Annotated in this window: 12 protein-coding genes; 6 read left to right on the top strand and 6 right to left on the bottom strand. The window is 71.8% G+C overall.

The features are described 5' to 3' along the window. Positions 1-147: 147 nt before the first annotated feature. Genes ACFYXV_RS28405 through ACFYXV_RS28395 form a run of 3 tightly spaced genes read right to left on the bottom strand, consistent with a single transcriptional unit; the run spans position 148 to position 3,838 of the window. Positions 148-2,520: an FtsX-like permease family protein gene (locus ACFYXV_RS28405; protein WP_389384517.1), complete on the bottom strand. Its 2,373-nt coding sequence runs from the start codon at positions 2,518-2,520 to the stop codon at positions 148-150. 2 nt (positions 2,521-2,522) lie between these two features. Beyond that, the gene (locus ACFYXV_RS28400) at positions 2,523-3,335 is read right to left on the bottom strand and encodes an ABC transporter ATP-binding protein (RefSeq protein WP_385465959.1); all 813 of its coding nucleotides are present in this window, start codon (positions 3,333-3,335) and stop codon (positions 2,523-2,525) included. Continuing rightward, positions 3,332-3,838 (bottom strand): PadR family transcriptional regulator, encoded by a 507-nt coding sequence (locus ACFYXV_RS28395; RefSeq protein ID WP_383352242.1) that lies wholly within the window; start codon positions 3,836-3,838, stop codon positions 3,332-3,334. The genes ACFYXV_RS28400 and ACFYXV_RS28395 overlap by 4 nt, the downstream gene beginning before the upstream one ends. 178 nt (positions 3,839-4,016) lie before the next feature. Here ACFYXV_RS28395 and ACFYXV_RS28390 point away from each other — a divergent pair, with 178 nt between their 5' ends. From ACFYXV_RS28390 to ACFYXV_RS28370, 5 genes are all read left to right on the top strand, one after another. Next, on the top strand, positions 4,017-5,291 hold the full coding sequence (locus ACFYXV_RS28390; protein ID WP_389384365.1) for an ABC transporter substrate-binding protein: 1,275 nt from the start codon (positions 4,017-4,019) through the stop codon (positions 5,289-5,291). Between the two features lie 217 nt (positions 5,292-5,508). Next, entirely contained in the window at positions 5,509-7,191 is a 1,683-nt protein-coding gene (locus tag ACFYXV_RS28385) for a glycoside hydrolase family 13 protein (protein WP_389384364.1), read from the top strand. A gap of 79 nt (positions 7,192-7,270) precedes the next feature. After that, positions 7,271-8,605: an ABC transporter substrate-binding protein gene (locus tag ACFYXV_RS28380; protein ID WP_389384363.1), complete on the top strand. Its 1,335-nt coding sequence runs from the start codon at positions 7,271-7,273 to the stop codon at positions 8,603-8,605. Between the two features lie 11 nt (positions 8,606-8,616). Continuing rightward, positions 8,617-9,999: an ABC transporter permease subunit gene (locus tag ACFYXV_RS28375; RefSeq protein WP_389384362.1), complete on the top strand. Its 1,383-nt coding sequence runs from the start codon at positions 8,617-8,619 to the stop codon at positions 9,997-9,999. After that, complete coding sequence (locus ACFYXV_RS28370) at positions 9,996-10,859, top strand: carbohydrate ABC transporter permease (protein WP_389384361.1); 864 nt, start codon at positions 9,996-9,998, stop codon at positions 10,857-10,859. Before ACFYXV_RS28375 ends, ACFYXV_RS28370 begins: the two co-directional genes overlap by 4 nt. Before the next feature lie 46 nt (positions 10,860-10,905). On the opposite strand, the gene ACFYXV_RS28365 is transcribed toward ACFYXV_RS28370, so the two are convergent. Further along, a complete protein-coding gene (locus ACFYXV_RS28365) occupies positions 10,906-11,610 on the bottom strand; it encodes a hypothetical protein (protein WP_389384360.1) in 705 nt (234 codons plus the stop codon). A 346-nt stretch (positions 11,611-11,956) separates the two neighbouring features. On the opposite strand from ACFYXV_RS28365, the gene ACFYXV_RS28360 reads away from it, so the two are divergent. After that, positions 11,957-12,328 carry an amphi-Trp domain-containing protein gene (locus ACFYXV_RS28360; protein WP_389384359.1) on the top strand — a complete coding sequence of 124 codons (372 nt, stop codon included), beginning with the start codon at positions 11,957-11,959 and terminating at the stop codon, positions 12,326-12,328. A 72-nt stretch (positions 12,329-12,400) separates the two neighbouring features. Here the strand turns inward: ACFYXV_RS28360 and ACFYXV_RS28355 are convergent, their stop codons facing one another. Both ACFYXV_RS28355 and ACFYXV_RS28350 read right to left on the bottom strand, forming a co-directional pair. Then, on the bottom strand, positions 12,401-13,084 hold the full coding sequence (locus ACFYXV_RS28355; RefSeq protein WP_389384358.1) for a hypothetical protein: 684 nt from the start codon (positions 13,082-13,084) through the stop codon (positions 12,401-12,403). 116 nt (positions 13,085-13,200) lie between these two features. After that, positions 13,201-13,812: a sugar O-acetyltransferase gene (locus ACFYXV_RS28350; RefSeq protein ID WP_389384357.1), complete on the bottom strand. Its 612-nt coding sequence runs from the start codon at positions 13,810-13,812 to the stop codon at positions 13,201-13,203. Positions 13,813-13,935: the final 123 nt, after the last annotated feature.

The raw sequence follows: 13,935 nt of genomic DNA, 5'->3' as shown, positions 1-13,935 counted from the left end.
ATGAAATCGCCGTGAAATGGTGAAGGTCCCACCCCGCCCGGGCCGCCGGGCCGCGCGGGGCCGCGTTCCTCCCCGGCGGATCGGCGCGCACGCCGCCGTGCCCGACCGGCGGGCTGCCGCGAGGTCAGGGACCGCCGTGCCCGTCCGTCAGAGGGTCTCGCTCAGTGAGTCCGCCAGCCTGCGCCGGGCGGTCCGGGTCGCCGGTACGAGCGCCGCCGCCACCGCTCCGAGCACCGCTGCGGCGACCACCACCGACAGCACGGTCACTGAGGGGAACCGGGCGATGCCCGCGCCGATCCCGTTCGATGCGCCCTGCGCGTCCACCAGCCAGCCGCCGGACAGCACTCCCAGCACCGTCCCCACCACGGCCGAGGCCAGCGCGGTCAGTCCGGCGGCAGTCACGATCGTCGAGCCGATCTGCCGGGGCGTCAGTCCGATCGCCTTCAGTGCGAGCAGGTCCCGGCCCCGCTCGCGAACGCCCGTGCCGATCAGGGTCAGCAGTTCCGTCAGTCCGATCAGCGCCAGCACGGCGATCAGGGCGGCGATCACCGCTCGCGCGGGCTCCAGCCGGTCGGCCGGATTGGCGGTCTGCCGGATTTCCAGCGTCCCGCCCGCCGCTGTGGCGAGCGCGGCGCTGACCGCCCGGGGGTCCGCGCCCTCGCGCAGCACCAGGGCGTGGAAGCCGGGCCGCAGCGCCGGATCGCGCTCGCGCAGTGCGTCGAGCGTCGTGGTGATCACCCGGCCCCCGGATTCGGGTTCGATGGAGCGGCCGACCAGATGCAGGATCTGCGGCCGTCCCTCCACGGTCATCCGCACCCAGGCACCGACGCGCACCCCGAGGAGATCGAGCAGCCCTTGGCCGGCCACCGCCTCGTCCGGGCCTGCGAGCGCGCGCCCTTCCACCACCGCCGAGGGGTACGGGGAACCGGCCGTGCCCAGCCCGCGCAGCGTGATGGTGCCGGTCTGGCCCGGTACGAGCGCCGCCACCTCGACGCCGGGATGGACCTCCGCGACGTCCGGGTTGGCCCCGAGGAGCTTCTCCACTTCCGCGTCGGAGGCTCCGGCGGGCTGTTCGGCGCGTACGGTCAGTGCTGCGGGCAACCCCATCAGTGCGGGCCGGCTGCGGAACTGGTCCAGTGTCGACCAGGCGACGAGCGCGACGGTGATCAGCACCAGGGGCAGGGCGAGGCGGGCCACGGGTACGAGCGTCCGGCCTCGGCGCGGAAAGGCGGCGCGCCATCCCAGCACCAGCGCGGGAGGCACCCGCATTCCGAGGGCCCGCCTGCCGAGCGCGGTCATCGGCGCGGCGGACGACAGGGCGGCATGGGCCACCGGAACGGGAGGCACCCGTCCGGCCCGCCAGGCCGACAGACCGGTGGCGGTCGCGATCAGCAGCAGCGCACCGCAGGGCACTGCGATCATGAGTCCGGTGTGACCGGGGAGGTCCTGCGACAGCGCCGCCGCCTCACCGATGCGCCCCGGTATCCGGGCGCCGAGCAGGGCGATCGCCGTCGTGCCGAGGGTCACGCCGAGGAGGGCGAAGGCCAGGTGCTGTACGAGGAATCCGCGGGCCACCTGGCCGGGGGTGAAGCCGACGGCCTTGAGGATCGCGATGTCGCGCAGCTGGCCGCGGATGCGGGCGCCGATGGCGCCGGCGGCGGCGAGAGCCGCCGCGAGCAGTGCTCCGAGCCCGAAGACGCCGAACACCTGCCCGAGGAGCCGGTCGTCGCCGCCCGCCTCGGCGCGTGCCTGCTGCCACTTGGTGACCTGGGCCACCCGGTCGGCGCCGAGTACGGTCACGGCGCGCTGGACGATGAAGTCGGTGTCGTCGGGATCCGCCAGGCGCAGGCCCACGCTCTGCCCGGTGGCCCCGTGGGCGATCTCGTCGAGGGCCGTGTCGAGCACCCAGCCCGTGCCGGGCGCGCCACCCGGGTGGTAGCGGGGTTCGGCCGCCTCGGCGATGCCGCTCACCCGCAGTGCGTGCGGGGCGCCGTCCGCCCCGGTGACCCGTACGGTGTCGCCCGGCTCGATCCAGAGCGCCCGCGCGACCGAGTCCTCCAGTACGACGGCTCCGGCACCGGCCTTCGCACCGGCGCCGGTCTCCGCTCCAGCGCCCGCGCCCGGACGGGTACCGCCCTCCGGACGGGTGAGCCAGCTGCCGGCGGTCACGAGCGGCCGGCCCGTCTCCGGGGGCGAGGCCGATGCCGCGCGCAGCGTGACCCCGGCCCGCGCGCCGTGCGCCTCGACCGTCGTCGCCGTCGTGCGGTAGGGCCCGGAAACCGCCGCGACCCCGTCGAGGCCGGCCAGGGCGTCCGTGTCCGCCCCGGCGCGGGTGTGCAGCCAGATGTGTGCGCCGTGGGACCGGTTGAAGATCCGCTGCCAGGGGTTGGCGGCGTAGCCGAAGAGTGCGCCGGCCAACAGGAGCGACGCGATGATCCCGGCGCTGGCGAGGACGACGAAGAGTGCTTCGCCCCGGTGCGCGCGGAAGTCGGCGTGTGCCCAGCGCAGGGTGGCCCGCACGGTCACCGCTCGGGACCCGGTTCCAGGTCCAGTACCCCGGAGACGCCGCGGAGGGGCCCGCGCCGTCCGCCGTCGAGGTGTGCGTCGTCGGCTATGCGCCCGTCGAAGAAGCTGATGACGCGGTCGGCGGCACTGGCCATCCGGGCGTCGTGGGTGACCATCATGATGGTCTGGCCGCGCTGGTGGAACCGGGAGAGCAGCCGCAACACCTCGCGGGTGCCCTTGCTGTCGAGGCTGCCGGCCGGTTCGTCGGCGAGCAGGAGCGCGGGGTGGTTGACGAGTGCGCGGGCGAGCGCGACCCGCTGCTGTTCGCCTCCGGACAGCTCGCCGGGCATCGACCGCTCGCGGCCTTCCAGTCCCAGTTCCGCGAGCAGTTCGGCGCGGGATGCCCGGGCGGCTTTCGGGGAGGCGCCGGCGAGCAGGGCGGGCAGCTCGACGTTGTCGGCGATGGTGAGGTTGGAGACCAGGTTGAAGAACTGGAAGACGACGCCGATGCTGCGGCGCCTGAGGACCGCCCACCGGGCCTCGCGGTACTGATCGACCCGCTCTCCGGCGAGCCACAGCTTCCCGCTGTCGGGCCGCTGGAGGCCGCCGATCAGGTGCAGCAGGGTGGATTTGCCCGCTCCCGAAGGTCCGGTGACCGCGACGAACTCGCCCGGCCGGACGGACAGGTCCACCCCGCGCACGGCCTGCACCGGCAGGCCTTCGCCGTGATGGGTCTTGGTCAGGCCTTCGGCGCGCACGATGGGCACCGCACCACCGGCGGCGACGATATCGGCGGACACGACCGGAGCCGTGGCGGCATCGTCGCTCATTCCAGCTCCTCCTGACAGCGTTCCAGCCAGTCGAGGTCGGCCTGCAAGTGCAGCATGGCTCCCTCGATCAGCAGTTGGGAGATCTTGTTGTCGCGGTCCTCGGCCGCGGCCAGCTTGGACAGGTCCCGCATGGTGTTGAGGTACTGCCGCCGCTGCCTGTTGATCAGGGCGATGGGGTCCGCGAGGCCGGACCGCGGTGCGAGTGCCAGCTTCATGAAGAACTCGTCCCGTACCCGGGGTTCCTCGGCGGTTTCCTCGAACCAGGCCAGCACGGCCTCGCGCCCGGCGTCCGTCAGCCTGTACGTACGCTTGTTGGGCCGGCCCGACTGCTCGACGTCCTCGCCTTCGATGAGGCCGCTCTTCTCGAGTCGGCCGAGGGTGACGTAGATCTGGCCGACGTTGGGCTGAGGGTACGCGGCGCCCAAGAGCTTCTCAAGGTCCTGCTTCAGCTCGTAACCGTGCGCGGGGCTACGGGTGAGGAGCGCAAGGAGCGCCAGTCGCACTCGCCCTCCCCCTTCCCGCTCCGTAGTCAACGGTTCACTCGGCAGCGGGCCGAATGCGCCGTCGCCCGTCCCGTCTGCCTGGACGTCTAGTATCGCCCATGCCTAACGGGTATATATAGGCCACTGCGGTCGGCGGCGCAGCCGGATCGTGCTCTGAGTGGTGCGCTGGGAGGAATCTATGCGGTGGACACGTGCCGCGGGTAGAGCTCTCCTGGTGGCGGCGGTGGTACTGGCGGGCCATGCCGGCTTCGGCGTCCGCTCCGACGCGGGCGCGGCCTCCGCGAGCCGCGGCCCCCTCACCCTCGTGACGGCGGGCGATCTCACCCACTACCTCTCCCCGCTCCTGGACGACTGGAACGCCGCCCACGCGAGCGAGCGCGTCACGCTCGTCGAGCTGCCCGACTCGGCCGACGAGAGCCGGGCGCAGATGATCAGCGAACTGCGATCGGGCCGCGACCGGTTCGACGTGCTGAACATCGACGTCGCCTGGACTTCGGAGTTCGCCGCGGCCGGCTGGATCGCCCCGCTCGACCGCGGCCGGTTCCCCCTGGACGCCTTCCTGCGCCCGGTCGTCGACACCGCGACGTTCGACGGCCGTCTGTACGCGGTCCCGTACGTCACCAACGCGGGACTGCTCTACTACCGCAAGGACATCCTGGACCGCGAGGGCGAGCAGCCGCCGCGCACATGGGACGAGCTGGCTCGTCAGGCGCGGACGATCGCCCCGAAGTACGGCCTGGACGGGTACGCCGGCCAGTTCCTCCCGTACGAGGGCCTCACCGTCAACGTCACCGAGGCCGTGCACTCGGCGGGCGGTTCGATCCTGCGCGACGACGGGGCACGGGTGACGGTGGACTCGGACGCGGCGCGCTCCGGACTGCGCTTCCTCGCGGACGGCGTACGGGAGGGCTGGATCCCCCGTGACGCGCTCGGCTACAAGGAGGAGGAGTCGCGGCAGGCCTTCCAGGACGGCCGGCTGCTCTTCCTGCGGAACTGGCCCTACGTGTACGCGGACGCCGGGGCGAGCGGCTCGAACGTGGCGGGCAGGTTCGGCGCCGTACCGCTGCCCGGACGCGCCGGGCCCGGCACCAGCGTGCTGGGGGGCTCGAACCTCGCCGTGAGCAGCCATACGCGGCATCCCGCCTCCGCGGCCGATCTCATCTCCTACCTCACCAGTGAACGGGTCCAGCGGCAGGTGCTGACCAAGGGCTCACTGCCACCGGTGCGCGCCGCGCTGTACGAGGACCCCGAGCTGGTCCGCTCGCACCCCTACCTGCCCACGCTCCGCCAGAGCGTGCTGGCGGCGGTTCCGCGCCCCAAGAGTCCGCTCTACGACCAGGTGAGCCTGACCGTGCAGGCCGTGGCACAGGACGTGATGGCGCTGCGCCAGACGCCGGAGCAGGGCGTGGCGCGGCTCGCGCGCGAGCTCGGGCCGCTCTCCCGCAGGGACTGACCGCCCCCGCTTCGCGGCCATTCCGAAGGGCCTCTACTTACATGTTAAGTAGAGGCCCTTCGTCGTGCACGGGCAGATACATGCACAAATCACCCCAGTCTCTCGCTGTTTCTGGACACACCGTTGACACCTTCCAGTCGCTGCTACTTAACATGCATGCATAACAGCGCACCCGCTCTGGGGCGCCCTCGCATTCAGCAGAACAGGTCGACGCGAGATGCTCAGCACCCTTCCGGCCGACTCCGGCCAGCCCTCCCGCACCGCCCCCGCACCGGCCCCTTGGTGGCGCGACGCGGTGATCTACCAGGTCTACGTCCGCAGCTTCCTCGACAGCACCGGCGACGGCATCGGCGACCTGGCGGGCGTCCGGGCCGGACTCCCCTACCTGCGCAAGCTGGGCGTCGACGGCATCTGGCTCAGCCCGTTCTATCCGTCCCCGCAACACGACCACGGCTACGACGTCGCCGACCACTGCGGCGTCGACCCCGTGTACGGCGACCTCGCCGAGTTCGACCGGCTGGTCGCGGACGTCCACCGGCTCGGTCTCAAGCTGCTGCTCGACATCGTCCCCAACCACTGTTCGAGCGAGCACCCGTGGTTCCGCGCCGCGCTCGCCGGGGAGCCCGGCAGCGAGCAGCGCTCCCGGTTCCACTTCGCTCCCGGACGCGGACCGTCCGGCGCCGAGCCGCCCAACAACTGGCGCGCGATGTTTGGCGGTCCCGCCTGGAGCCGCGTCCCGGAACCCGACGGCACCCCCGGCGAGTGGTACCTGCACCTGTTCACGCCGGAACAGCCCGACCTGAACTGGCGCGACCCGGCCGTCGGCGACGAGTTCGAGCGGGTGCTGCGCTTCTGGCTGGACCGCGGCGTCGACGGCTTCCGCATCGACGTGGCCGCGGGACTGTTCAAGCATCCCGATCTGCCCGACTCCGAAGACCCCGGAGCGGACGAGCGCGCCCGCGACGCCGTCAACCAACTGGCCTGGAACCGGCCCGAGGTGCACGACGTGTGGCGCCGCTGGCGCGCGGTGTGCGAGGAGTACGGCGTGCGGGACGGCCGGGAGCGGCTGCTGGTCGGCGAGGTGTCGGTGCCGACCGCGCGCGAGCACGCCGCGTACGTCCGTCCCGACGAACTGCACCAGGCCTTCTTCTTCGACCTGCTCAGCGCGCCCTGGGACGCCGACTCGTTCCGCGCGACGATCACCGACGCGATACGCGACATCGCCGGTACCGGCTCCACCGTCACCTGGGTGCTCAACAACCACGACCAGGTCCGTACGGTCACCCGCTACGCGGGCGAGCCCGGGGTGGAGGGCAGCGGGCTGGGAGCGGCCCGCGCCCGCGCCGCCGCCCTGCTGATGCTCGCGCTGCCCGGTGCCGCCTACGTCTACCAGGGCGAGGAGCTCGGACTGCCCGAGGTCCTCGACCTCCCCGACGAGGTCCTCACCGATCCGATCTTCCACCGCACCGGCAGCCGCAAGCACATCAGGGACGGCTGCCGCGTGCCGCTGCCCTGGTCGGGGCACGCCTCCCCGTTCGGCTTCAGCCAGGGCGTGCCCGGTGCGAGACCGTGGCTGCCGCAGCCCGAGTGGTTCGCCGAGCACTCCACCGACCGGGCCCTGGCCGACACCCGTTCCTTCTGGCACCTCTACCGCGAGGGCCTCCAGCTGCGGCGCAGTCTGCCGCAGCTCGGCGAGGGCACCCTGCGCTGGCTGGACGCGCCCGCGCAGGTACTCGCGATGACCCGCGGTGACGGACTGGTCTGCGCGGTCAACTTCGGTACGGAGCCGGTGCCCGCCCCCGTCGCCGGTACCCCGCTGCTCGCCAGCGGCCCCTGCCCCGACGGGGTGCTCCCCGCGGCGACCGCCGCCTGGTGGACGGCGGCGTGCCCGGCGCCCTGACCACCCGGGCGGCCGCGACGAACCCGTCCGTCTGCCCCTGCCCCCTCCCGACGCCTTCCCGCACGAAAAGGACTTCATCATGCGACGAACCGGCAAGACGACCCGGCGTACCGCGGCCACCGCTTCGGCGGCCCTCGCCCTCACGCTCGGCGCCACCGCCTGCGGAACCACGACCGGCCCCGCGAGCGGCGGCGAACTGAGCGGCCAGACCGTCACCGTCGCCGGTGTCTGGACCGGCAGCGAGCAGAAGAACTTCAAGAAGGTCCTGGACGCCTTCACCGCGAAGACCGGCGCCAAGACCGTCTTCGTCCCCTCCGGCGACAACGTGTCCACCTTCGTCGGCAGCAAGATCGAGGGCGGCAACGCCCCCGACGTGGTGATGGTCCCCCAGGTGGGCGTGCTGAGGCAGTTCGCCAAGGAGGGCTGGCTCAAGCCCCTGTCCGAGGGGGCCGCCCGGACGGCCGGCTCCTCCCTCGCCCCGGTGTGGAAGGACTACGGCAGCGTCGACGGCACGTACTACGGCCTCTACTTCAAGGCAGCCCACAAGTCGACCGTCTGGTACGCCCCCCAGGCCTTCGCGCAGGCCGGCGTCGCCGCCGAGCCGAAGAGCTACGCCGACCTGCTGAAGGCGGGCCGAAACCTCGCCGACTCGGGCCGGCCGGCCTTCGCCGTGGCCGGCGAGGACGGCTGGACCCTCACCGACTGGTTCGAGAACGTCTACCTCTCGCAGGCGGGGCCGCAGAAGTACGACCAGCTCGCCCAGCACAAGCTCAACTGGACCGACGACAGCGTCGTCAAGGCGCTGACCACGCTCGGTGAACTGTTCAAGGACAAGCAGCTCGTGGCCGGCGGCTCCCAGGCGGCCCTCGGCACCGACTTCCCCTCCTCGGTCGAGCAGGTCTTCGGCCCCGAGCCCAAAGCGGGCATGGTCTACGAGGGCGACTTCGTGGGCGGGATCGCCAAGGACCAGTTCGGCAAGAAGCCGGGGACGGACGCAAAGTTCTTCCCGTTCCCCGCAGTCGACGGCGGTACCGCGCCGGTCGTCAGCGGCGGTGACGCGGCCGTCGTCCTCAAGAACGGCAAGAACGCCGAAGCCGGCATGAAGCTCGTCGAATTCCTGGCCGGCCCCGACGCGGCCGAGGTCTGGGCCGGCGCGGGAGGCTTCCTGTCCCCCAACACCAAGGTCGATCTCGCGGCGTACGGCGACGACACCACGCGCAGTACCGCCAAGTCCCTCATCGCTGCGGGCGATTCGGTCCGCTTCGACATGTCGGACCAGGCCCCGGCCGCGTTCGGCGGCACCAAGGGCGCGGGCGAGTGGAAGCTCCTCCAGGACTTCCTGCGCGACCCGTCGGACCCGCAGGGCACGGCAGCGAAACTTGAGGCCGAAGCCGCCAAGGCGTACGGGAACTGAGGCGGTCCGCCATGGCTGAGACTCTTGCCGCCGGCGGCGGGACTGCCAAGAGCAGCACCACCGCCGGCGCCCGCGCCGCCTGCCGCCCCGCGGATCCGCGGCGCCTGGCCCGGCGGAGAAGGCGCCGCCTCGCGATCGTCTTCGTACTGCCCGCCCTGCTGCTGCTCGGTGCGCTGGTCGTCTACCCGGTCGTCTTCTCCGTCGGCCGCAGCCTCTTCGACGCCGACGGCGACCGGTTCGTGGGGGTCGGCAACTATGCGGCGATCGCCCACGACCCCGCCACCCTCAAGGCGATCCGCAACAGCACCATCTGGGTCGTCGTCGCCCCCCTCCTGCTGACCGGGCTCGGGCTGATGCTGGCCGTGCTCACGGAGAAGGTGCGCTGGGCGACCGCGTTCAAGCTGGTGCTCTTCCTGCCGATGGCCGTTTCGTTCCTCGCCGCGGGCATCGTCTTCCGCCTCGCCTACGAGCAGGACCCGAACCGGGGCGTGCTCAACGCGGCCGTCGTCGGCGTCCACGACGCCTTCGTCGACGACCCCGCCTATCCGACGGCCCGCATCCGGGAGGGCCAGGGCCTGACGGGCGGGGCGGGCGGCCCGTACAGCACCGAGAAGACCGTACGGACCGGGGGCTCGGTCAGTCTCGGCTTCGTCGGGGTGGCGCCGGACGCGATACCCGCCGGCGCGAAGGCCGCTGCCGCGGCGGCCCCGGCGGCGGCGGACGGGATCGGGGGCGTCGTGTACCTCGACTTCGCCCCCGGTGGCGCCGGTACACCGGGCAGGGTGGATCCGGGTGAGAAGGGCCTGCCCGGCATGACGGTCGAGGCCGTACGGGACGGCCGGGTGGCCGCAACCGCGACCGCCGCCGACGACGGGTCGTTCCGTTTCACCGGGCTGGCCGACGGCGAGTACACCGTACGGCTGCCCGCGGCCAACTTCGCCGCCCCGTACCAGGGCGTGAACTGGCTCGGCCCGGCGCTGGTGACGCCCGCCATCATCGGCGCCTACCTGTGGGTGTGGACCGGTTTCGCGATGGTCTTGATCGGCGCCGGACTCGCGGCGATCCCCCGCGACGCGCTGGAGGCGGCCCGGATGGACGGGGCCAGTGAGGGCCAGATCTTCCGCAGGATCACCGTCCCCCTGCTCGCGCCCGTGCTCACGGTGGTGTTCGTGACCCTCGTCATCAACGTGATGAAGGTCTTCGACCTCGTCTACATCATCGCTCCGGGGCCGGTCCAGGAAGAGGCGAACGTACTGGCCACCCGGATGTGGCTGGTCTCCTTCGGAGGCGGCAACGACCAGGGGCTCGGCAGCGCGCTGAGCGTGGTGCTCCTCCTGCTGGTCGTCCCGGCCATGGTCTTCAACATCCGGCGTTTCCGAAGGAGCGGAGCATGAGCAGCCACAGCGCCGTCGAACGGCGCCGCACGTCCCGCCTGTTGGGCAGTTCGGTCGTCCAGGGGCTGCTGGTCCTGGTCGCCCTCGTATGGATCACGCCGCTCGCGGGCCTGTTCCTCTCCTCGATGCGTTCCGAGCGGGACAACGCCTCCGACGGGTGGTGGACGGCTCTGGCCGATCCGTCGCAGCTGTCCCTCGACAACTACAGCGCCCTGCTGAAGGACTCGGGCATCGCGGAGGCCTTCGGGAACACCGTCCTGATCTCGGTTCCCACCACCGCCTTGGTCGTCGGCATCGCGGCACTCGCCGGCTACGCCTTCGCCTGGCTCGACTTCCCCGGCCGCGACGGCATCTTCCTGGTCGTCGTCGGGCTGCTGGTGGTACCCGTACAGATCGGGCTGTTGCCCGTGGCCAAACTCTTCGGGGCGGTGGGGCTGTTCGGCACGATCGCCGGCGTCGTCCTGTTCCACGTGGCCTACGGGCTGCCGTTCGCGGTGTTCCTGCTGCGCAACTACTTCGCCGAGATCCCGGGCGAGATGCTGGAAGCCGCCCGGATGGACGGCGGCAGCGAGTGGCGGATCTTCTTCCGGCTCGTGCTGCCGCTCGGCCGCCCGGCCATCGCGAGTCTGGCCATCTTCCAGTTCCTCTGGGTCTGGAACGACATGCTCGTGGCCCTGCTGTTCGCAGACAGCGGGTCGCAACCCCTCACGGTCGCACTGCAGTCCCAGATGAGGCAGTTCGGAAGCAACATCGGCGTCCTCGCGCCGGGTGCCTTCCTTTCCCTGGTGGTCCCGCTCGTCGTCTTCTTCGCCTTCCAGCGGCACTTCGTCCAAGGCGTGATGGCGGGCTCGGTGAAGTGAGCGGCCCTGCCTCCGAGGGAAGGGCGGCGCCGGGAGCCTCCTCGTCTCACGCCAGGACGTTCACGGCCCGGGCGACGACGAGTCCCAGGATCATGAGGGAAAGGATCGACTGGAGCGTCATGACGCTCTTGGCCCAGGGGGCGAGCGGCATGACATCGGTGGGGCTCAGCGCGGTGGAATTGGTGAACCCGAGGTACAGGTAGTCGATGTAGTGGGGGCGCCAGTGCCGGGCGTTCAGTTCCGGGCTGAGGTGTTGGGGGAAGGCGAGCGCCGGAGTGGGGGGCATGTGGTGGGCCCGTGCCGCCGGCCCACCGCTGTCCAGTTCGAAGTACAGGAGGGAGAAGGCCAGAACGGTGGTGGCCCAGACGCTGCCGCCGGCCAGAAGGAGGGCATTGGCGGAGTTGGTCTCGTGGCCTCCGTGGATGAGGTCGTCGATCAGTTGGAGGGTCGACCAGATGGAGCTGCCCACGAGGACGACGACCAGGGCGATCGCCACTGAGCGCAAGGCGGTGGAGCGGCGGCTGATCCGGCCGGGGTCTCCCGAGATCAGCACCACCAGCAGCAGGGCTTCGGCGAGGGGTAGCGCCCATCGGGGCCCGAGACGCAGGTCGTCGGGCAGAAGCAGGGTGAGCACCGCGGAAGCGATGACCGCTGCGGCCATCGGCCAGCGGCTCTCGGTGTGGACGGCGGATTTCCGCCCCGGCGCCTGCGGGCTCGTCCGGTCCGCGCCGGAAGGGTTCTGTCCGGTCACGACCGACCGCTCCCCGGGTCCGGTCGCAGCTCAGATCGCATGTGCCGTCAAGGTCGTCCGGTGCCGGGAGGCGCTGATGGCGCCGGGCGTCCTTGTCGTCGGGTTCATCTGCTGCTCCTCGAAGGGTGACGCCGGACCTCGGATCCACCGTAGACCGGGGAGAACGGGGCCCGCCGCCGACACGCCTCGGCTCACGTTCCGTAAACATCCGCTGACCGGGCGCCGCCGACTCCGGCGCCCGCGGACGGGCGCTCAGGGGCCGGGTGCAGCACCATGAGGATGTCCGATGCCCCTCATGGCCTCAAAATGGACGTTGTGCACCTTCTCGCCCTGATGGGAAACGAGCATGGCCGACCTCAAGTTTGAACAGAAGCGTTCGCTGTCGCGTTTTGAAGCGGCCGACCAGCTCACGGCACTGGCGGCAGTGCTGAGAGAGGGCGGGGACGGCGAACTGGAACTCGGTTCCGGGACCCTGAGCCTGCGGATCCCCGACGACCTGCACAGTGAGATCGAGGTCGAGGTGAGTGACGGCCGGATCGAGCTGGAGATCGAGCTCAAGTGGCCGGTCACGCGGCTCCGGACGTCTGCGCCCCGCGCCGTCGCGGACAAGGAGACGACCCCGCGGCGCAAGAGCACTGCCGCCGCCAAAACCAGCCGCAAGAGCCCGGGGACCGGCAGGAGCAGGACCGCAGAGCGTTCCGCGACGAAAACGGCGTGATCCTCAGGCCGGTGACTCCCGGGCCCGTGTGCGCCGACCCGCCCTGATCCGAGAGACACGGCCGGACACGGCCTAGCCTCCGCCGCTGCCGCCCCCGCAGCTGTATCCCCCGGCGCCGCTGATGCCGGTGAATCCGCCGCGGTTCGCTCGGCGCGTGACCCTGGGGCGGGTCTTGCGCCTGACGTGGAGTTCGATGACGACGGACGATCCCAGCGCCTCTTCCAAAGCCGCTCCGAGCCGGGGTATGTCGGTGCCCGGCGGGAGAACCGACCGGCCGATGTCGCTGTCGTCCCGGATCACCCGCAAGCTCACGACAGTGGTGGCCGGATTGGGATCGTCGCCGCACGGTTCCTCGATCACCCGTTCCAGACGCACCCGGATCGGCCCCTCCCCCACCCTCCACGGGCCGGCCCGAAGGCCCCGCACGACCCGCACCATGAGGGGGCCGTCGGAGGAAGGCGAGAACGTGATCCGGTACACCCGGAAACAGGCCGCGGCAAGCGCGCCCGTGAAGCCCAGCGCCACCGCTGCCGACTCCATCCACGACACCACCACCCACACCGCCGCCCATCCCCTGCCGGAGAGGAGGACGACGGCCGCCGTCGGCACAGCGAGAACGAGCCCGGCCAGCCCCGCCAACAGGCCGGTCGTCGCGGCGCGGCCCACCGAACGCGGCAGCGTCAGCCAGGAACCCCCGCCCTCCCGCAGCACCACATCGGTCGTCCCCGCAGCTCCCCGCTCCACCTCGCCGGGCATCCCCGGCCTCCGCGTCGCCATGCCCTCACAGTAGGGGCCCCACTGGTGACCGGCTAGAGACCGGTCCGCCGCCGGTGAACGCCTCCGGCGGCGTCCGTACCGCCTGCGCCCCCGTGCTACGGGGTCTGCGGAACCTCGTCGTCCGGCTGGCCGGGGCCCGCTTCGGCCGGACCGAGGGAGCGGACGACACGAGCCGGGTTGCCGACGGCGAGGACGCCCGCGGGGAGGTCCTTGACGACCACGGAGCCGGCACCGACCACGGTGTCGGGGCCAATGGTCACGCCGGGGCAGACGATGGTGCCGCCGCCGAGCCACACGTTGTCGCCGAGGGTCACCGGCAGTCCGCGCTCCCAGCCCGCGCGCCTGGCCGAGGGGTCCAGAGGGTGCGTGGGGGTGAGCAACTGGACGTTGGGACCGATCTGGACGTCCGCGCCGATGGTGATCGGCGCGGTGTCGAGGAAGACCGCGCCGAAGTTGACGAACGTACCCGCGCCGATCCGGATGTTCCGGCCGAAGTCGCAGTGGAACGGGGCTCGGATCCGGACCCCGGCACCCACCGAGCCCAGCAGTTCCCGCAGGATCTCGTCCCGCTCCTCGCGCGGTTGCCCGGTCGGCGTGTCGTTGTACCGCGCGCACAGCTCGACCCTGCGCAGGGTGTCGGCCGCGAGTTGGGGATCGTCGGGGCGGAACCACTCCCCCGCCTCCATGCGCCGCTGATTCTCTCCCACCCGGGTGGCCTCCGTTCCGGACCGCGGTTGCCTGCGGTTGCGCGTAAGCACCACGCTCGCGGAGCGGTGGACCGCGGTCAAGCGTGACCCGCCGTGTCCGCTCAGGCCAAGGGCGTTGCGCGT

Source organism: Streptomyces sp. NPDC002181 (assembly GCF_042890485.1).
Classification (GTDB): Bacteria; Actinomycetota; Actinomycetes; order Streptomycetales; family Streptomycetaceae; genus Streptomyces.
The sequence above is the reverse complement of the archived record's forward strand: the minus strand, read 5'-3'. Positions and strand labels throughout refer to the sequence as shown.